Annotated in this window: 14 protein-coding genes and 1 pseudogene; 8 read left to right on the top strand and 7 right to left on the bottom strand. The window is 56.6% G+C overall.

Annotated features, from left to right (window positions below; all coding sequences use genetic code 11):
• Positions 1 to 53: 53 nt before the first annotated feature.
• The gene (locus AC2FIT_RS14985) at positions 54 to 854 is read right to left on the bottom strand and encodes a 3-deoxy-manno-octulosonate cytidylyltransferase (protein ID WP_496830758.1); all 801 of its coding nucleotides are present in this window, start codon (positions 852 to 854) and stop codon (positions 54 to 56) included.
• Positions 854 to 1,651, bottom strand: a complete 798-nt coding sequence (gene cysQ, locus AC2FIT_RS14980) for a 3'(2'),5'-bisphosphate nucleotidase CysQ (protein WP_496830756.1) — start codon at positions 1,649 to 1,651, stop codon at positions 854 to 856. Before cysQ ends, AC2FIT_RS14985 begins: the two co-directional genes overlap by 1 nt.
• Positions 1,652 to 1,856: 205 nt before the next feature.
• On the opposite strand from cysQ, the gene AC2FIT_RS14975 reads away from it, so the two are divergent.
• On the top strand, positions 1,857 to 2,594 hold the full coding sequence (locus AC2FIT_RS14975) for an ABC transporter permease (protein WP_420865723.1): 738 nt from the start codon (positions 1,857 to 1,859) through the stop codon (positions 2,592 to 2,594).
• On the opposite strand, the gene AC2FIT_RS14970 is transcribed toward AC2FIT_RS14975, so the two are convergent.
• Entirely contained in the window at positions 2,591 to 3,193 is a 603-nt protein-coding gene (locus tag AC2FIT_RS14970) for an alpha-ketoglutarate-dependent dioxygenase AlkB family protein (protein WP_496830753.1), read from the bottom strand. The two genes, AC2FIT_RS14975 and AC2FIT_RS14970, sit on opposite strands and share 4 nt — an antisense overlap.
• Positions 3,194 to 3,404: 211 nt before the next feature.
• Between AC2FIT_RS14970 and dnaK the strand changes: the two genes are divergently transcribed.
• From dnaK to radC, 3 genes are all read left to right on the top strand, one after another.
• Positions 3,405 to 5,315: a molecular chaperone DnaK gene (gene dnaK, locus AC2FIT_RS14965; protein ID WP_496830751.1), complete on the top strand. Its 1,911-nt coding sequence runs from the start codon at positions 3,405 to 3,407 to the stop codon at positions 5,313 to 5,315.
• Positions 5,316 to 5,389: 74 nt separating this feature from the next.
• Entirely contained in the window at positions 5,390 to 6,541 is a 1,152-nt protein-coding gene (gene dnaJ / locus AC2FIT_RS14960; RefSeq protein ID WP_496830749.1) for a molecular chaperone DnaJ, read from the top strand.
• A 230-nt stretch (positions 6,542 to 6,771) separates the two neighbouring features.
• The gene (gene radC, locus AC2FIT_RS14955) at positions 6,772 to 7,527 is read left to right on the top strand and encodes a RadC family protein (RefSeq protein ID WP_068339746.1); all 756 of its coding nucleotides are present in this window, start codon (positions 6,772 to 6,774) and stop codon (positions 7,525 to 7,527) included.
• Positions 7,528 to 7,786: 259 nt separating this feature from the next.
• Here radC and AC2FIT_RS14950 read toward each other — a convergent pair.
• The 4 genes and pseudogenes from AC2FIT_RS14950 to secA form a co-directional block, all read right to left on the bottom strand.
• Positions 7,787 to 8,726 (bottom strand): annotated as a pseudogene (locus AC2FIT_RS14950) (IS110 family RNA-guided transposase).
• 146 nt (positions 8,727 to 8,872) lie between these two features.
• Positions 8,873 to 10,429 (bottom strand): phosphate ABC transporter substrate-binding/OmpA family protein, encoded by a 1,557-nt coding sequence (locus AC2FIT_RS14945; RefSeq protein ID WP_496830747.1) that lies wholly within the window; start codon positions 10,427 to 10,429, stop codon positions 8,873 to 8,875.
• Between the two features lie 25 nt (positions 10,430 to 10,454).
• The gene (locus tag AC2FIT_RS14940) at positions 10,455 to 11,378 is read right to left on the bottom strand and encodes a hypothetical protein (RefSeq protein WP_496830745.1); all 924 of its coding nucleotides are present in this window, start codon (positions 11,376 to 11,378) and stop codon (positions 10,455 to 10,457) included.
• Between the two features lie 100 nt (positions 11,379 to 11,478).
• The gene (gene secA / locus AC2FIT_RS14935) at positions 11,479 to 14,196 is read right to left on the bottom strand and encodes a preprotein translocase subunit SecA (RefSeq protein ID WP_496830743.1); all 2,718 of its coding nucleotides are present in this window, start codon (positions 14,194 to 14,196) and stop codon (positions 11,479 to 11,481) included.
• Positions 14,197 to 14,372: 176 nt separating this feature from the next.
• Here secA and AC2FIT_RS14930 point away from each other — a divergent pair, with 176 nt between their 5' ends.
• The 4 genes from AC2FIT_RS14930 (at position 14,373) to AC2FIT_RS14915 (ending at position 19,312) form a co-directional block, all read left to right on the top strand.
• Positions 14,373 to 15,221 carry a peptidylprolyl isomerase gene (locus AC2FIT_RS14930; protein ID WP_496830741.1) on the top strand — a complete coding sequence of 283 codons (849 nt, stop codon included), beginning with the start codon at positions 14,373 to 14,375 and terminating at the stop codon, positions 15,219 to 15,221.
• Between the two features lie 5 nt (positions 15,222 to 15,226).
• Positions 15,227 to 16,453 carry a bifunctional glutamate N-acetyltransferase/amino-acid acetyltransferase ArgJ gene (gene argJ / locus AC2FIT_RS14925; RefSeq protein WP_496830739.1) on the top strand — a complete coding sequence of 409 codons (1,227 nt, stop codon included), beginning with the start codon at positions 15,227 to 15,229 and terminating at the stop codon, positions 16,451 to 16,453.
• A complete protein-coding gene (gene mutT, locus AC2FIT_RS14920; RefSeq protein ID WP_496830737.1) occupies positions 16,450 to 16,848 on the top strand; it encodes an 8-oxo-dGTP diphosphatase MutT in 399 nt (132 codons plus the stop codon). The genes argJ and mutT overlap by 4 nt, the downstream gene beginning before the upstream one ends.
• 490 nt (positions 16,849 to 17,338) lie before the next feature.
• A complete protein-coding gene (locus AC2FIT_RS14915) occupies positions 17,339 to 19,312 on the top strand; it encodes an AMP-binding protein (RefSeq protein WP_496830735.1) in 1,974 nt (657 codons plus the stop codon).
• The last annotated feature ends 9 nt before the right edge of the window (positions 19,313 to 19,321 follow it).

Raw genomic sequence — 19,321 nt, 5'->3', positions numbered from 1 at the left:
ACACATTGCACGTAATTAGTTCGTCAGGCGCGTATGGGGTGCGGGACATGGTATCAATCCACCCCCATCGCCGCCATCATTTCCTCAAGCTTGGGAACGTCTTGCGGGTTATTCAACTCCCAGAACTGGTGCCCTCTGGCTTCGACTTCAACGCACAGAACCTTGCGGCCGTTCTCCATAAATCGCAGTTGTTCCAACCTTTCCAGTTGCTCAAGCGGGCCAACCGGCCATGTGGGGTAGGCGGCCAACGCATCGGGACGATAGGCGTAGACACCAACATGGTGAAACACCGGCGTCGGCTCAGCGCCCCCGTAGGATTCAGCGGTGTAGGGAACGACCTCTTTTGAGAAATACAGGGCGCTGTGGTCAGCGGCAAAAACCGCAGTGGTGCCACCGACACGCCCATGTTTGCGATCGTTTAGCAGGCTGTTCAGCGCGTCGCCGTCGCACCGCAACACGGGCGTGGCCACCTCGGCCTGAGGTGCGGCTTGCAGACCAGCGATCAGGTTTTCGACAAACCAATGCGGCGTCAGCGGCGCGTCCCCTTGCAGATTCACGACAATGTCGTATCCCGCGCCCAACGCATCATGCGTTTCGGCACAGCGCTCGGTGCCATTCTGGCAGCTTTCAGAAGTCATCACGACTTCGGCACCAAAGCCTTCGGCCACTTCGCGAATGCGGCCGTCATCAGTGGCGACGACCACCTTGTCGACACCTGAGACCGAGCAAGCCGCCCGCCACGATCTTTCAATCAGCGTCATGGTGGTGCCATTGGCACCGGTTAGCGGCACAAGGGGCTTACCTGGATAACGGGTCGAGGCATACCGGGCGGGGATTGCGATCAGAACGGACATCAGGCTTCTTTCAGGTCAACGCCTGGAGCGTAAGCGATAAAGAACGGGTTTGCATAGCCGTCCTTGCCGTAGGTCAGCGGTGTATGGTCATCAAAGCGCACGACCTTGCCGCCCGCTCCGCTCAATACGGCATGACCTGCGGCCGTGTCCCACTCCATCGTTCGGCCGACGCGGGGGTACAGATCGGCTTCGCCAGTAGCAACAAGACAGAATTTCAGGGACGAGCCCGCGCTTTTACTGTCCTGTACCTGGTACTTGTTGATGTAATCTTCGGTCGCCTGATCCCGGTGTGACTTTGATGCGACAATCATCAACGCCGAATTGTCCGGATTAGAGACTGAAATTGGCCGGATATCCCCAGCTTTGGCCTTATCCAGCGTGCCGGTTTCTTCAACCGACTGGCCATCTGGCAAGGTATAGAACATGCGCCCCCGGGCTGGGGCATAAACGACGCCGCGGGTTGGAACGCCGTGTTCAACCAGCGCAATGTTCACCGTGAAATCACCGCGACGGTTGATGAACTCCTTGGTGCCGTCCAACGGGTCAACGATCAGGAACCTATCCCCCTTTTTTGTATGCGAGGCGGCTTGCTCTTCAGTCACCAGCAGAATGTCGGGGAATGCCGCGCGCAGACCCGCTGAGATCAGGGCATCTGCGGCCTCATCCGCTTCGGTCACGGGGCTGGCATCGGATTTCACTTTGACGTCGAAATCATCAGCCTCATAAATCTCCATGATCTTGTCGCCAGCCTCCAAAGCCAGACGTCGGATAAGGGGGATAAGGGCGTCATGGGTCACAAAAATGCTCCGTTCCTGTGATTTGTTGATCGAATAACCTGTCGGCCTTATGATGTGCTGGTTACGGAACGGCAAGAATTTCGTATCAGATTGCAGGTGAAAAAAGAGAAAGACGCGTAGAGTGTTTTATTTCAGGCGAAACCGTACATTACTGGGCAGTGCGTTCACAACGGCTGAACTAATCTTCCACGCTGTTGTGCGCAGTGTGCGATCGCAGCATCACAACGCCGTTCTGGCCATTATCATCAATATCATTCAGGTTCTGGCCCTGGTTGCCGTGTTCTACCTGATCATGTCTTTCATGGGTCCTCGTATCGCAAAAATCCGGGGGGAGTTCATTTTATTCCTGCTGTCTGGTGTGTTCCTGTTCATTACCCATATTAAATCCATCAGCTCCATTGCTGCTCTGAATACCGGTAACAACCCGATGATGCTGCATTCGCCAATGAACATGATGGTGATGCTGCTGGCGACTGCCTTCGGGATGCTTTACACCCAGCTGATGACGATTATCGTGATCCTCTTCCTATACAGCGTAGCAGTTTCACCGATTGAGCTTCAGGACCCCGGCGGTGCCTTTGCCATGCTAATCATGGCCTGGTTCACCGGTTGCGCGGCCGGAGTGGTTTTCATGGCGTTGCGGCCGTGGTTCCCCACCACGGTTTCCATCCTATCCAATGTCTACCGGCGAATGAACATGATCTTTTCTGGCAAGATGTTTGTGGCCAACGCGCTGGGCGGGGCCACGTTGGCCATGTTTGCCTGGAACCCGCTGTTTCACATCATCGACCAGTGCCGCGGCTTTGTTTTTCGCAACTATTTTCCGCGTAACACAAGCTGGGAATATGCGCTTTGGGTCGGCTTGGCCCTTCTCTTGATTGGTTTGCTGGGGATATTCTTCACTCGGCAGCACGTGTCGCAAAGCTGGGATGCACGACGTTAACGGGCAACACGCAGGGTCAGGTTGATGCGCCCACCCTTGGGCAGCAGCTTTGATGAGCCGAAACGAATGCGGTCTATGCCGTGATACGTCAAACGGGCCGGGCCGCCCATTATCACCACATCGCCCGAGTTCAGCCAGATCGACTCGGTCCTGCCGCCCCTCGTCGGATTCCCAATACGAAACAGGGCATCATCGCCCAATGAGATCGACAGGACCGGCCACGAAAAATCAGCCTCGTCCTTATCCTGATGCAGCCCCATGCGGGCGCCTTCGCCATAATAGTTGATCAGGCAGCAATCAGGGTCGCGGTCTGGGCTGCCGAGTTGACGCCAGATATCCATGATCTGATCCGGAATTGCGGGCCAGACCGTGCCTTTGGGGTGTTGTGACTGGTATCTATAACCCGCCTTGTCGGTGACCCAACCCAGCGACCCGGCCGAAGTCATGCGCACTGACATATCCTTGCCCGAGGGCGTTACTGGCCGGAACAGCGGCGCAGATTTCAGAACCGGGCGTAAGCATTCAATCATCCGCGTTTGCGCTGGTCCGTCCAGCCACGCTTTTCTGATATCAAATCCGCGCACACGCAGCCGTGCCATCCAAGATTCCCCAATCCTTGCCAAAACCTTGCCGAAAAAGGCCACAGATTCCCGAAAACCTGCGTTTTACAATGCTTGCAGGCCATTCGTCCCGCCCTTATATACGCCGGGACGCGCAATGGTGTAGAGCCACAGTGCAAAACAGATGGGGCCGGGTGCCATAACGGGTCCGGACCTCGGACATCGCCTTGAAGAGAAAGGGATTGAACACATGGGAAAAGTAATCGGGATTGACCTTGGAACCACGAACTCGTGCGTGGCTATCATGGACGGCTCGCAGCCGAAGGTCATCGAAAACGCAGAAGGTGCGCGGACCACGCCCTCGATCGTCGCTTTTACCGAAGATGAGCGACTGGTCGGTCAGCCTGCAAAACGTCAGGCGGTCACCAACCCGGACAACACGATCTTTGGCGTCAAACGTCTGATCGGTCGTCGCGTGGATGATGCGGAAGTCGAAAAAGACAAGAAAATGGTACCCTACGCCATCGTTGATGGCGGCAATGGCGACGCGTGGGTGGAAGCCCGCGGTGAAAAGTACTCCCCAAGCCAGATCTCGGCCTTCACTCTGGGCAAGATGAAGGAAACTGCCGAGAGCTATCTGGGTGAGGAAGTCACGCAGGCCGTTATCACGGTTCCCGCATACTTCAACGACGCGCAGCGTCAGGCCACCAAAGACGCCGGTAAAATCGCCGGACTGGAAGTGCTGCGGATCATCAACGAGCCGACAGCAGCCGCGCTGGCCTATGGTCTGGACAAGGAAGAGACGCACACCATCGCGGTCTATGACCTTGGTGGCGGTACTTTCGACGTGACCATCCTTGAAATCGACGATGGTCTGTTCGAGGTCAAATCGACCAATGGCGACACCTTCCTGGGTGGTGAAGACTTTGACATGCGCATCGTCAACTATCTGGCGGATGAGTTCAAAAAGGAACACGGTGTCGACCTGTCGCAGGACAAGATGGCCTTGCAGCGCCTGAAAGAAGCCGCTGAGAAAGCCAAGATCGAGCTGTCGTCGACCTCACAAACCGAGATCAACCAGCCGTTTATCTCGATGGGTTCGAACGGCCAGCCGCTGCACATGGTCATGAAACTGACCCGCGCCAAGCTGGAATCGCTGGTTGGCGACTTGATCAAGAAGTCGATGAAGCCTTGCCAGGCCGCTCTGAAAGACGCGGGCCTGTCCGCGGGCGATGTGGACGAGGTTGTTCTGGTCGGTGGTATGACCCGGATGCCGAAAGTGATCGAAGAGGTTACCAAGTTCTTCGGTAAAGAGCCGCACAAGGGTGTAAACCCGGATGAAGTGGTCGCCATGGGCGCTGCCATTCAGGCCGGTGTTCTGCAGGGCGACGTCAAAGACGTGGTTTTGCTGGACGTGACCCCGCTGTCGCTGGGCATCGAAACTCTGGGTGGCGTATTCACCCGTCTGATCGACCGCAACACCACGATCCCAACGAAGAAGTCTCAGGTCTTCTCGACCGCCGAGGACAACCAGAACGCCGTGACCATCCGCGTGTTCCAGGGTGAGCGTGAAATGGCGTCGGACAACAAGATCCTTGGTCAGTTCAACCTTGAAGACATTCCGCCTGCACCGCGCGGCATGCCTCAGATCGAGGTGACCTTCGATATCGACGCCAACGGCATTGTCTCGGTTTCGGCCAAGGACAAAGGCACCGGCAAAGAGCAAAAGATCACCATCCAGGCCTCGGGCGGTCTGTCCGACGAGGACATCGAAAAGATGGTCAAGGACGCCGAAGAGAATGCGGAAGCCGACAAGGAGCGCCGCGAGCTGGTCGACGCCAAGAATCAGGCGGAAAGCCTCATCCACTCGACCGAAAAGTCGATGGAAGAGCATGCCGACAAGGTCGACCCGACCACCATCGAAGCCATTGAGCTGGCCATTGCCGCGCTGAAGGATGAGCTGGAAACCGACAATGCCGACAAGATCAAGTCCGGTATCCAGAATGTCACCGAAGCCGCGATGAAACTGGGTGAGGCCATTTACAAGGCGCAGTCCGAAGAGGCCGAAGATGAGCCTGCGGCGGCAGATGCTGCTCAGGCGGGTGATGACGATATCGTCGATGCCGAGTTCGAAGATCTTGACGACGACAAGCGTAACTAACTGGTAACCGGGCCAATGCGGGCCGGTCCGGATGCCGGGCCGGCCCGATTACGTTGAGGCAGAAGGAAACACTGATGTCAAAACGCGACTACTACGATGTGCTCGGCGTATCCAAGGGCGCATCGGCGGACGAGATCAAAAAAGGTTTTCGCAGAAAAGCGAAAGAGCTGCATCCCGACCGTAACACAGACAACCCGGATGCCGAGGCGCAGTTTAAAGAAGCGAACGAAGCCTATGACGTGTTACGCGATGCTGAAAAAAAGGCTGCATATGACCGGTTTGGTCATGCTGCGTTTGAAAACGGCATGGGCGGCGCTGGCGCGCGTCCCGGCGGTGGATTCGGTCAGGGCGATTTCTCAAGCGCCTTTTCGGATGTGTTCGATGACCTTTTTGGTGATTTTATGGGCGGCCAGCGTGGCGGCGGCGGCGGCCGACGTGCTGCACGCGGGTCCGACCTGCGCTATAACCTGCGCGTAACGCTGGAAGAGGCGTTCTCGGGCCTTCAGAAAACCATCAGCGTTCCTGCTGCCGTGGCCTGTTCGGCCTGTGAAGGCACGGGGGCAGAAGGCGGGGTGGAACCAACCACCTGTCCGACCTGTTCGGGTATGGGCAAAGTCCGCGCGCAACAGGGTTTCTTCACCGTGGAACGTACCTGCCCGACCTGTTCCGGGCTGGGTCAGATCATCAAGAATCCTTGTAAGGCCTGTGGTGGCGCGGGCCGCGTGGAAAAAGAACGCGCTCTGTCTGTCAATATTCCCGCCGGTGTCGAAACAGGAACCCGCATCCGTTTGGCGGGTGAGGGTGAAGCCGGCATGCGCGGCGGCCCTCCGGGTGATTTGTACATCTTTGTCGAAGTGTCCGATCACAAGCTGTTCGAACGCGATAGCGTGAACCTCTATTGTCGTGTGCCGGTCAGCATGGCCAAGGCCGCGCTGGGCGGTTCGATTGAGGTTCCCACGATCGACGGCGGGCGCGGTCGCGTACAGATCCCGGCCGGTAGCCAATCGGGCCGTCAAATGCGGCTTCGCGGCAAGGGCATGCCTGCCCTTCGCGGTGGTGGCGTTGGTGATATGTTCATAGAACTGGCCGTGGAAACCCCGGTCAACCTGACCAGCCGTCAGAAAGAACTTCTGAAAGAGTTCGATGATCTGGGTGAAGATAATCACCCGGAATCAAAAAGCTTTTTTTCGTCCGTGAAGTCTTTCTGGGACGGTATGAAGGGTTAGTATCGTACCCCTAAGATAAATTGGCTGAGCCGATCCCTGTGGATTGGCTCAGACTTGTTTCGAACTCAGGGTAACAGCGCCTTCAACAGAGCTTGATCGTTGTTTTCTGTGAAAACTTCCCAACGGGAAGTCCCGATCATGACCATGCACTGATAAAGGCTTGAAGTGGCGCGCAGTAAAGGTAAGACGCGTTAACCTTTCAGAAACTGATTCTGCGCCAATCTTAGCGCATGACAAAGGACGCCTTCGCCGAAGCCCCCTCATTGTTCGAAAGCGACGAAGCCCCGGTGGCGCCGCTGCCTTCTGGACGGTTGCCGTCATACATCAAAGACCACCGCAAACGCCTGCGCGAAAGGTTCATGTCCGGCGGGTCTGCCGCGATGCCGGATTACGAGCTGCTAGAGCTTGTGTTGTTTCGATCTATCCCCCGGCAGGATGTAAAACCGCTGGCACGGGCTTTGATGGACACGTTTGGCGACTTCAACCGTGTTCTGACTGCGCCGGAAGAACGGCTGCGCCAGATCAAGGGTGTCGGTGATACGGTGATCACTGATCTGAAAATTCTCGAAGCCTGCGCCCATCGCATGGCCCGTGCAAGGGTGATGCAGCGGCATGTGATATCGGGTTGGGATGCGCTGCTGGACTATTGCCACACGACGATGGCCCATCGCGAGACCGAGCAGTTCCGCGTCTTCTATCTGGATCGCAAGAACGTGTTAATCGCGGATGAGGAGCAAGCCAAAGGCACCGTTGATCACGTCCCGGTCTATCCGCGCGAGGTGGCAAAACGTGCGCTTGAGCTTAATGCCTCGGCACTTATTCTCGTACACAATCACCCGTCGGGCGATCCGACGCCGTCGCAGTCGGATATCGACATGACCAACCGGATACAGGACGCCTGCCTCGCGCTGGGGCTAACGTTGCACGACCATCTGATAATCGGCAAATCGACCGAGCTGAGCTTTCGCTCGCAGGGGTATCTGTAATCGCTTCTGTGGTTGCCGCCCCAAGTGCAAGGAGTTTTTGACTCTGAAGATGCGTGATCGAGTGCGAAGTTCTGTAACGCCTTTTTTTTGCGGCATATCCAGAAGCCGCAGGCCGGGACTGTGATCAGCGGATCTGGTCCAAATCTAACTTTCGAGCTTTTTGCTCGCAGCGATTAACTGGTTTTCCTGATCCAGATCTGTTCGATCGTTGCGCCCATTCATGTCATCGCCTTCTTACACCCACGTGGTATCGGTCCTTTTAGCCTTCGTGTTTCGTGAGCATCGCCCAGATCTGCCGGGCCATTTTGTTTGCCAGCGCGATCGCGACCAGCATCTTGGGCTTGCGCGCCAACATACGTGATAGCCAGCTACCCTCAGTAACCGAACGCATTCCAAGCCAATTCAGTCGCGACATTGCACCAATGATCAGAAGACGTCGGATATCTGACTGGCCTGCCTTGGTCAAACGTCCCAAGCGTTCCTTACCTCCAGACGAGTGCTGCTTGGGCACAAGTCCCAACCAAGCTGCGAAATCACGCCCTGTCTTGAACTGTGAAATGTCTGGCCCGAATGCCTCCATCGCAGTAGCCGTGATCGGGCCAACACCAGGCATGGTTTGGAGGCGACGAGCTCGCTCCGAATGGGAAGCCAGAGTTGAGAGTTTCTTGTTCCTTTCGATGATACGAACTGTTTTCTAGGCAATTTGCGCCAGCAGATCTTTGGACTCCTCTCGGATCAATGTTGGCAGACCTGCGGTTTCATCCTCCAACAACGCCGCCATATGACGCAAGGAACATATCCCCACAGGGAAGACGTGGCCATGCTCATACAGGAGTGCTCATAAGGCGTTCACGTCTTCAGTTCTTTGATGGGCCAATCGCTCCCGGCCACGGAACACTGCCGCGCAGGATTGCTGTTCAACTGTCTTTGTGGGCGCAAAGCGCATCTCGGGCTGTGGAGCCGCGATGACTATCGCCTCGGCATCGGCGGCGTCATTCTTCTGGCGCTTTTACGAAGGGGCGGACATATTGTGGCGCAATAAGCTTGGCCTCATGCCCAAGGGCTTCCATTTCACGCACCCAATAATGTGCGCCACAGCAAGCCTCGAATACGACCAGGCAGGGTTCTTGACTTGCCATGAACGCGACGAACTGCTTTCGCTTAAGCTTTTTGCGAAACTGCACCTGCCCCGTCTTCAGAGCTCAATGTACTTGAAAAACAGTTTTCGCCAGATCGACCCCAATCATCATGTCTTTCATGTCGCCGTCCTCTCCAAACTTTAGCTGTAAGTGCCACGACCCTGGCACATGGCGAGGCCGTCAAGGGATGGCGGTAACCATTCCATCTATCTTACCCAGACCTCGACCCGGCGGTTGACCTTGCGGCCCCAACTTGTGTCGTCGCAAGCCATTGGCATCGCCTCTCCAAAGGCGTCGACCTCAAGACTCATGCGCTCGGGGATCGCGGTTTCTACCGCTGAAAGTACCGCATTGCGCACTGTTTTTGCGCGCAGCAACGCGATTTTTTTGTTTGCGGCTGCCGCACCGTCTCCGTCGCTGAAGCCGACGAAGACCAGTTGTTGTACGTCCAGCGTTCCGGCTTCGAGCAGCTGCGCAAGTTGTTGGATATTCGATCGCGATTGCGCATCGGGACGGGAAGAACCGGCTTCGAACCGGAAAGAAAGGGATAGACGGGACATCGGTCTGAGAGTGTTGATCATACGCTGCAACTCTTCCAGCCCGACCTCAGAACCGCCGGATGCCACCGCATTGGCCAGTCGATCCCCTTGCAGCCCGATGCCCAACATTTCAGGGGCTTGATCCACAAACCCCGCCCTACGGATCGCCATTTGGGCATCGGAGCTTTGCGTATAGGCCAAAAATTGTCGCGCGATTCGGGGCAAGCGGCGCTCGGGCAGGTATAGAAACATGGGAAATGTCAGTGGGTAATCTTCGGTCTTTATTGCCTGCCGCGTGGCCCTCAGGACATGGCCGCATCCACCGGTCAAAGGCAACGCGCGTGCTGGATCGGAGTCGGCCTGGCTGGCAATACCAAGGGCAAACGGGTCGTCGGCAACAGCAAGAACCAGATCACTGCTGCGATCATGCTGCACGGCCCGTTCGGACAGCCCTCCATTTGCAGTCGGCAGTAAATAATCCTCTATACCCTGAGCCAGGCCCGACAGGGCATCAGGCAGGTGCAGCGCAATCGGCACGTCTGGGCCACCCAGAGCAGACCAATTGTCAATGGCGCCAGACAGCACCAGCGCCAGATCTGCGGGCGATATATGGGGCAAGGGGTTGTCAGACGCGACGATAGGCACCAAAGCGTTTAACGCCACAACACGCGACCGACGTGTTCGGGTCAGATTACCCAGTCCGGCCTGCTCGGCTGCTTTTTGTTCGGCGGGGCGCATTTCGCGTAACGCCATAACGATATCTGCCTTGTTCGCCGTAAAATCAGAAAAGCCCTTACCTGTATTCCCGACATCGAAAACAAAACGTCCAAGTGGTGCATCGCGCCCAGTCCGGTGCAGTTCGTATTTAAAGGTACCCGCGGCAGAGTGACCAAGTGTTAACGTCAAGCTTTCCTGATCTGCAAATCCTATCAGCAGGGCTGGCATAACTTTCTCTGCCATGACCGATGACCCTGAAAACCGCAATTCGGCCACGAAATCTGTAAGACTCGGGCAGGCGGGACCATCGCATGTAACCCCGGACCCATCGACTGTAAGCTCTCCGAACTGGGTGTCGATGCGATAGAATTCCCCGTCAAAGCCCAGCAGGGTGCCGGCCACCTCGATTTTGCCGTCATGCGACATCAGCGCAATGTCCTGAGCGTGAACGGCTGTGGTGATTGTCGCCGAAAAAAGTGCGGCTGCCACCACACGAAGAAATGTCATCTGAAGTTCAAGCCTGCCTGCGGATTTAGTTTGCCGCAATTGTCAGGTTTTGGAACAAATTATTCAACACCAGAAACTCACCAGTTCTGGAACAGTCCGGGAAATTCAGCACCAGATCGCGTGACTGCAGGCCTTGACCGTCCCGTAAGTCCAGCAGTTGAATATTCAAATCTCTGCCGCAATTTTCCGAAGTAACTTCGACCTCAACCGTCAATTCTATCGAACCGGAGCGGTTTGTCTGCGCTGCAGGAAAGGAATAAATTTCGACGTTGCGGGCATCGGCAAACGCGGGCTGAGCCATATGTACGACATTTCCTGCGCCCTGCGCATCAGCGTCCGATGACACATGACCGACATCGCCATAGCTCGCACCGAATTCCAACGCATGTATTTGTAAGTCGGACTCGCCCTGCCATTGCACGGCAACACGCGAGTACTGACCGATGTCCGGCACATGCGTGGTCGCTACGGTTCCTTTCTGATCCTCAAATGAGATCAGGAAAATCGCGTATTCCGACAAGGCCGGAACCGTCAGGGATAGCGCGCCTTGTTCGTCTGTCAGCTGAGTTACCGTCAAACCGCTATGATGCACTTCGACTCGCTGATTGCCGTGGCAGGGCGCCTTGACGCTCAACTGCGCGGCTGCGCCAGGTACGGCATACGCCCGGGCGCTGACGCTGCAATCGACACGGTCCGAGGGGGTCGACCGATTGGGTTGCAGCGTCCGTGGTAAAGAAGTGGTATGGGTGTGTGTTCCATAAGCGGGGGTTGAGGAGGTCAGCACTATACCCTCCAGCCCGGAAATATCCGCGTTCTGATCGGTGGCAACGAGATCGGAACCCTGCGCGTGATCAGACCACGCAGGAAGTCCATTCTGCATCAGGTAACCGATAGCCAGCGCACAAACGACAGTGCCGCCGGTCGTCACGTAATTCTTTATTACAAACAAAACACCCTCCCCAGTTGAAGGAGCGAGTCGCATGTTGATACCCAATCACGGCCAATATGTGGCCGTGAGGGGGACTCAATGTGTCGCGAATGTTTGAATGTCAGGTCAGTCGCCCGTGGCAATGTTTGAATTTCTTACCCGATCCACAGGGGCATGGATCGTTGCGCGATGGGTTGCCCCAGGTTGAAGGGTCATCTTCGACAAAGCCGGGCCGCGCATCACCCGAGGCCTTGGCCTCAGCCACGGCTTCAGCCTTGTCGGCTGCCTGATCAACAGCTTTCTGGGCCTGCGCCTGTTGTGCCGCCATCTGGGTCAGCATCTCGCGCTGCTCTTCTTCTGTAAGAGGGCGCACGCGAGACAATTGCTGAGTTACAGTTTCCCGCAAGGAATCCAGCATGCTTTCGAAAAGCTGGAAGCTTTCATTCTTGTATTCGTTAAGCGGATCGCGCTGGGCATAGCCGCGGAACCCAACGACCGAACGCAGATGTTCAAGCGTCAGCAGATGTTCGCGCCATTTGCCGTCGATGGTCTGCAGCAAGACCTGCTTTTCGATGTTACGCATGTTCTCGGGACCAAAGGCCACGGCCTTTTGCGCCATCATCTCGTCGGCGGCTTTGACAAGGCGCTCGCGCACCTGTTCGTCATCCACGCCCTCTTCGGCGGCCCAATCCTGAACCGGGGCATCGATGGACAGCTTGTCTTTGATCGCCTCGTGCAGACCGTCAGTGTCCCATTGGTCGGCATAGGATTTCGGAGGCATGTACTCGTCGATCAGATCGTCGATCACTTGTTCACGCATGTCCGAGACGATCTCGGACAGGTCATCCGAAGACATGATCTCGCGCCGCTGGCTGAACACGACCTTTCGCTGGTCGTTCATCACGTCGTCGAATTTCAGAACGTTCTTACGCATGTCGAAGTTACGGCCTTCGACCTTGGATTGCGCGCGTTCCAGCGACTTGTTCACCCAAGGGTGGACGATCGCCTCGCCTTCTTTCATGCCCAGCGTGGTCAGCACCTTATCGAGCCGTTCCGAACCGAAGATACGCATCAGATCGTCTTCGAGGCTGAGGTAGAAGGCTGTCCGACCCGGATCACCCTGGCGACCCGAACGGCCCCGCAACTGATTGTCGATCCTGCGGCTTTCGTGGCGTTCAGAGGCCATCACGTAAAGGCCGCCGGCGGCCAGAACCTTTTCTTTTTCTTCGGCGTGACGGGCCTCTTCCGCGGCGCGCAGTTCAGCCGGATCGGCTTCGGGGTTTTCGGCCAGCGCCTGCAGAACCTTCATTTCGACATTGCCGCCCAACTGAATGTCGGTACCGCGCCCTGCCATGTTGGTGGCAATCGTGACCGCCCCAAGGCGACCCGCATCGGCGACGATTTGCGCCTCTTGCTCATGCTGGCGGGCGTTCAGGACATTGTGTGCGATGCCTTCTTTTTGCAGCATCTGGCTCAGCAACTCGGATTTTTCGATCGAAGTGGTGCCAAGCAGGACAGGCTGGCCATTGGCTTGCGCCTCTTTGGTTTCCGCAATCATCGCGGCGTATTTCTCGGCAGCGGTGCGATAAACCTGATCGTCTTCGTCCGCGCGCGCAATCGGTTTATTGGTCGGCACCTCGACCACGCCCAGACCATAGATTTCCTGAAATTCCTCTGCCTCGGTCAGCGCCGTGCCGGTCATGCCGCCCAGCTTGTCATATAGGCGGAAGTAATTCTGGAACGTCACGCTGGCCAGTGTCACGTTTTCCGGCTGGATCGCCACGCCTTCCTTGGCTTCGATGGCCTGGTGCAGACCTTCGGACAGGCGGCGACCTGGCATCATTCGGCCAGTGAATTCGTCGATCAGAACCACGTTGCCATCGCGAACGATGTAATCCTTGTCACGCGTGAACAGCTTGTGCGCGCGCAGACCCTGGTTGACGTGGTGCACGACCGTCGTGCTTTCGGGATCGTACAGCGAGTGCCCTTCCGGGATCAGTCCGGCGGCAATCAGTTGTTCTTCCAGAAACTCATTACCCTCATCCGTGAAGGTCACGTTGCGGGACTTCTCATCCAGGGTGAAGTGATCATCGCTGAGCGACGGGATCAGGCCATCAATTGCGGTATACAGGTCCGAGCGATCCTGCGACGGACCTGAGATGATCAGCGGCGTCCGCGCCTCATCGATCAGGATCGAATCAACTTCGTCCACGATCGCGAAGTTATGGTATTTCTGGTAAATCTCGGCCAGATCCGCCTTCATGTTGTCGCGCAGGTAGTCAAAACCCAGCTCATTATTCGTGGCATAGGTAATGTCACAGGCGTAGGCGGCCTTTTTCTCGGCATCGGGCTGGCCCGACCAGATCACGCCGGTGGTCATACCGACAGCAGCAAAAACCTTGCCCATCCATTCCGAGTCGCGCTTGGCCAGGTATTCGTTCACCGTGACCACATGCACGCCCTTGCCAGTCAGCGCGTTAAGGTAGGCGGGGAAGGTGGCGACCAGTGTCTTGCCCTCACCCGTTTTCATTTCCGAGATATTACCCTGATGCAGAAACGCACCGCCCATCAGCTGCACGTCAAAAGCCCGCAAACCCAGCGCGCGCTTGGCGCCTTCGCGGACGTTGGCAAAGGCTTCTGGCAGCAGATCATCCAAGCTTTCACCGTCCAGCGCGCGCTGGCGCAGCTCTTCGGTCTTTTCCTTCAGGTCGTCATCTGACAGTTTCTCGAACTCGGGCTCCAGCGCGTTAATCTTTTCGATCAGCGGGCGGGTCGCCTTGATCTTTCGGTCATTCGGTGTTCCGAACACCTTTTTGGCGAGCGTTCCGAGTCCCAGCATGTTCACTCCAGCGGATCAGTTCTTGTCTTGGTTGCGACAGGCTTGCCCACCTTGCGCGCAACCCATAGATACGGGGGGTGAAAGGCGGCCCTGTCCAAGGCTTCAAAGCGATGTAAGCGGCAGGTTCCAGAGTGTCAACGCTGTGCCCTGTCGCGGCCAAGAAATAGGATGATTCCATGCCCAAACGCCTCACTTTTCTGCCCTCGGTGGCGCTTGCTGCCGTGATGGCCCTGCCGCTGGCCGCTGAAACAAAACCTGACGCAAGCACCGTGATCGCGCGTGTAAATGGTGATGAGATCACGTTGGGTCACGTCATCGCGACTGCTGCCGTTCTGCCTGAGCAATATCAGCAGATCGAGGATGACGTGCTGTATGAACTGATCATCGACCAGCTTATTCAGCAGCAATTGCTGGGCCAGCAGCAGGAAAAGTTGACTAGGCTGAACACTTTGGCGCTGGAAAACGAGGCGCGCTCATTACGCGCAGTGCAAACTGTGAATGCGCTTATCGAAGAAAACCTGACCGATGAGGCGATCCAAGAAGCGTATGACGCGAAATACGCGGATTTTGAGGGCGCGGACGAATTCAATGCCAGCCATATCCTTCTCGAAACCGAAGAAAAGGCCAACGAGCTTAAGGAACAACTGGATGGTGGGGCCGATTTCGCTGAATTGGCCAAAGAACATTCCACTGGCCCGTCCGGGCCAAACGGCGGGGAATTGGGCTGGTTTGGACCCGGTCAGATGGTGCCTGAGTTTGAGGCCGCAGTGATTGCGCTGGAAAAAGGTCAGGTGTCTGCGCCTGTGCAAACCCAATTTGGCTGGCACGTGGTCACATTGAACGACAAGCGCAAAACCGAGGCGCCTGAGTTGGATCAGGTGCGCGCAGAACTGGCCCAGACTTTGCAACAGGGCGTGATCCAGGCCCAGATCGACGACCTGACCCAAGCAGCCGAGATCGAGCGCCCCGCGCTTGAGGGGGCCGGCCCCGAGGTGATGCGCCAAATCGAACTGATTCAGGAGTAACCCTCGTGGCGACGATCACTAAGGTTTCCCCGCTGGCACCGGCGGCATTTCCCGATTTGCCCGCGATTGACGGGGTGCGCTTTGCGACTGTTGAAGCGGGCGTGCGCTATCAGGGGCGCACTGACGTTATGCTTGCGGTGTTGGACCCCGGAACCTCGGTGGCCGGGGTATTTACGCGATCCAAGACCCGTGCGGCCCCGGTTCTGGACTGTCAGGCAAAGATTGGTGGAGCCAGTGACGGTCCAGCGGCGATCTTGGTGAATTCGGGCAATGCCAATGCCTTTACCGGGCATCACGGTCAAAGTTCGGTCGCGGATTTGACGCACGCCGTGTCTAAGGCAACCGGCGTCCCGGTCGAGCGAGTCTTTACCTCCTCGACCGGAGTGATCGGTGAACCCTTGCCGCATGAGCGTATTGTGACGCAGCTTGACGCGTTGACAACAGGCCTCAACCGCCACGCGATCGAGGATGCCGCGCGGGCCATCATGACGACGGATACGTTTCCGAAAGGAGCATCGGCGCAGGTCGAGATCGAAGGCAAAACAGTCTCTATTGCCGGGATTGCGAAGGGTTCCGGTATGATTGCGCCGGACATGGCGACCATGTTGGTCTACATCTTCACCGATGCGCAGGTCGACCAATCGGCGTTGCAGGCGATGCTGTCGGCGCAGACTGATCGCACCTTCAACTGTATCACGGTCGACAGTGACACCTCGACTTCGGATACGTTGCTGTTGTGCGCAACCGGCGCATCTGGCGTGGACGCAACCGGGAATTCGGCGTTCGCCGACGCGCTGGAACGCGTGATGCTGGATCTCGCGCAGCAAGTGGTGCGTGACGGTGAGGGGGCCACGAAATTCGTAGAAATTCGCGTAACCGGGGCGGCTTCGGACGCGGATGCAAAGGTACACGGTCTTGCCATTGCAAACTCGCCGCTGGTGAAAACCGCCATCGCTGGCGAAGACCCGAACTGGGGTCGTGTTGTCATGGCCGTCGGTAAATCCGGTGCCGCCGCGGATCGCGACCTGCTGAGCATTCGTTTCGGGGATATACTTGTGGCCGAAAAGGGCTGGGTCAGCCCGGAGTATCGCGAGGAAGACGCCGCTGCTTACATGAAAGGCCAGGATCTGGTGATCTCGGTCGATCTGGGGTTGGGTGATGGCAGTGCCACGGTTTGGACCTGCGATTTGACCCACGGCTACATTGAGATCAACGCGGATTACCGGTCGTGAAAACTGTATTAGTGTCTGCTGTTGCCCTGATCGACATAGAGGGGCGGGTGCTGCTGGCGCAGCGTCCTGAGGGCAAATCCATGGCTGGCCTGTGGGAGTTCCCCGGCGGCAAAATCGAACCCGGCGAAACCCCCGAGGCCGCCCTGATCCGCGAATTGCACGAGGAATTGGGGATCGACACCTGGGCTTCCTGCCTCGCCCCGCTGACGTTTGCGAGCCACAGTTATGATAATTTCCACCTGCTGATGCCGCTGTTTGCCTGCCGCAAATGGGACGGCATCCCGCAGTCGAAAGAGGGTCAGGCTTTGAAATGGGTGCGAGCAAATGACCTGCGCAATTACCCTATGCCCGCGGCGGATGTTCCGCTGATTCCGATTTTACGAGACTGGTTGTGAGGGAAAAGAACTGGATTTTCCGACATGAACTAGGTGTTGGAAGTTCTTCAGAAAGAATCAGTCGAGTTCTGTGCAGGAAAACGGATTAAAAAAAGCGACCCGTGATATGATCGCCGAGAATGAATTCAAAAATTTGGACACTAATATATTAATTTTAAAGGCGAATGAGCACGCAGTAGTAGAAAAATTTAGTCTTCAGCGCCAAAGCTCGTTTGACTGAGGACTTTTCTCGTGTCGTCAACGGTTTCAATTCAAAACGCATCTTCTATCAAATCATGGATGCTTAGAAATCTACGCAAGCTAAACAAGGTTTCTTGTAACAAAAACATGGTGTCCACCCCTGTTACAATTCGTAAGAATTGAGAAAACATCAGGAAATAGTTGACGCTGATCGTGCAGGCGTTCCTTAATCGGGGCGTCGGCGTCCGGGGGCTTCCTCGGGTCCGCCGTTTCTGGCCAGAGGAGAGGCCGGATTGGGAGGAGAGAAAGATTGGCTCAAACGCAGTCGGGCGCTGAAGGGATAGTTTCCCTTCCTGCGCTGCTACACCGCAATGCGACGCAGTTCGGGGATGCCCCGGCCTATCGGGAAAAAGAATTCGGAATCTGGCAGTGCTGGACCTGGGCGGAAACCGCCACCGAGGTGCGCGCCCTGGCGCTGGGCTTGCTGGAGCTTGGCGTTGAAAAAGGTGACCACATCGCCGTGATCGGCCGCAATCGACCCGCGCACTATTGGTCAATGGTGGCCGCACAGATGGTCGGCGCGGTTCCTGTTCCGCTATATCAGGATGCCGTGGCTGAAGAGATGGCCTATGTGATGGAGCATTGCGGCGCAAAATACGTGGTCTGCGGCGATCAGGAGCAGGTCGACAAGGTCATCGAGATCCAGGAGAACCTACATCAGGTCAATCAGATTCTCTATACCGACAAACGCGGAATGCGGAAGTATGACCATTCCCAGATGAACGCGCTGGACGACATCATGGCTGAGGGTCGCGCAGGGCATCAGCGGTTCGATTCGGAACTGGATAAGCGCATTGCCGACATCACCTATGACGACACCTGCGTGATGCTTTATACGTCCGGCACCACGGGTAAACCCAAGGGCGTTGTGCTGTCGAACAGAAACGTTATTGAAAGCGCCAAGAACTCGGCGGAGTTCGACCACCTGACCCGCAATGAGGATATCCTGTCCTACCTACCGATGGCGTGGGTGGGTGATTTCATTTTCTCGATCGGTCAGGCCTATTGGTGCGGCTTCTGTGTGAACTGTCCCGAAAGCGCCGACACGATGATAACCGACCTTCGCGAAATCGGGCCGACCTATTTCTTTGCTCCGCCGCGCGTGTTCGAAACGCAGCTGACCAACGTGATGATCCGGATGGAGGACGCCGGCAAGCTGAAGCAGCGCATGTTCCACTATTTCATGGCCCATGCCAAAAAAGTCGGTGGGTTGCTTCTGGACGGTAAACCTGTGGGTTTTGGCGACCGAATGAAATACGCGCTGGGCAACCTGCTGGTTTACGGCCCGCTCAAAGATACGTTGGGCTATGGTCGTTTCCGGGTTGGCTATACCGCGGGCGAGGCGATCGGACCCGAGATTTTCGATTTCTATCGCTCGCTGGGTATCAACCTGAAGCAGCTTTATGGTCAGACCGAGGCCACCGTATTTATCACCGTGCAGCCAGATGGCGAAGTGCGTGCGGACACGGTTGGTGTTCCTGCACCGGACGTTGAACTGAAGATCGATGAAAACGGCGAAATCTACTACCGCTCGCCCGGAGTGTTCGTCGAGTATTTCAAGAACCCCGACTCGACAGCGTCAACCAAGGATGCCGAAGGCTGGGTGGCCACAGGCGATGCTGGATTTATCGAGGAAGACACAGGGCATCTGCGCATCATCGACCGCGCTAAGGATGTCGGCAAAATGGCTGACGGATCGATGTTCGCGCCGAAATACGTCGAGAACAAGCTCAAGTTTTATCCCGATATTCTTGAAGTCGTCGTATTCGGCAATAACCGGGATTACTGCGTTGCCTTTATCAATATCGACCTGACAGCGGTAGGAAACTGGGCCGAACGGAATAACGTCGCCTATGCCTCCTACCAGGAATTAGCAGGTCATACCCGTGTGTTAGAGACAATTCGCAACCATGTGGAAGAGGTGAACAAGTCAGTCGCTGCAGATGAGATGTTGTCGGGCTGCCAGGTGCATCGCTTCGTGGTGCTGCACAAGGAACTGGATGCGGATGACGGTGAAATGACCCGCACGCGAAAAGTGCGCCGCGGGTTCGTTGAGGCCAAATTCCAGGACATTATCGACGCGCTTTATGATGGGTCCCAGACCATTTCGACAACGACCGAAGTGACCTATGAGGACGGTCGCAAGGGTTCGATCAGCGCGACACTTCAGATCGTCGATGCACCGGTTGTTCCGGTTGGCCAGCACAAGGTGGCGGCGGAATGAGGGCCGGTC

The sequence above is a fragment of the Ruegeria sp. YTSA135 genome (genome assembly GCF_059610165.1).
This window is presented reverse-complemented; position numbering and strand designations above follow the sequence as displayed.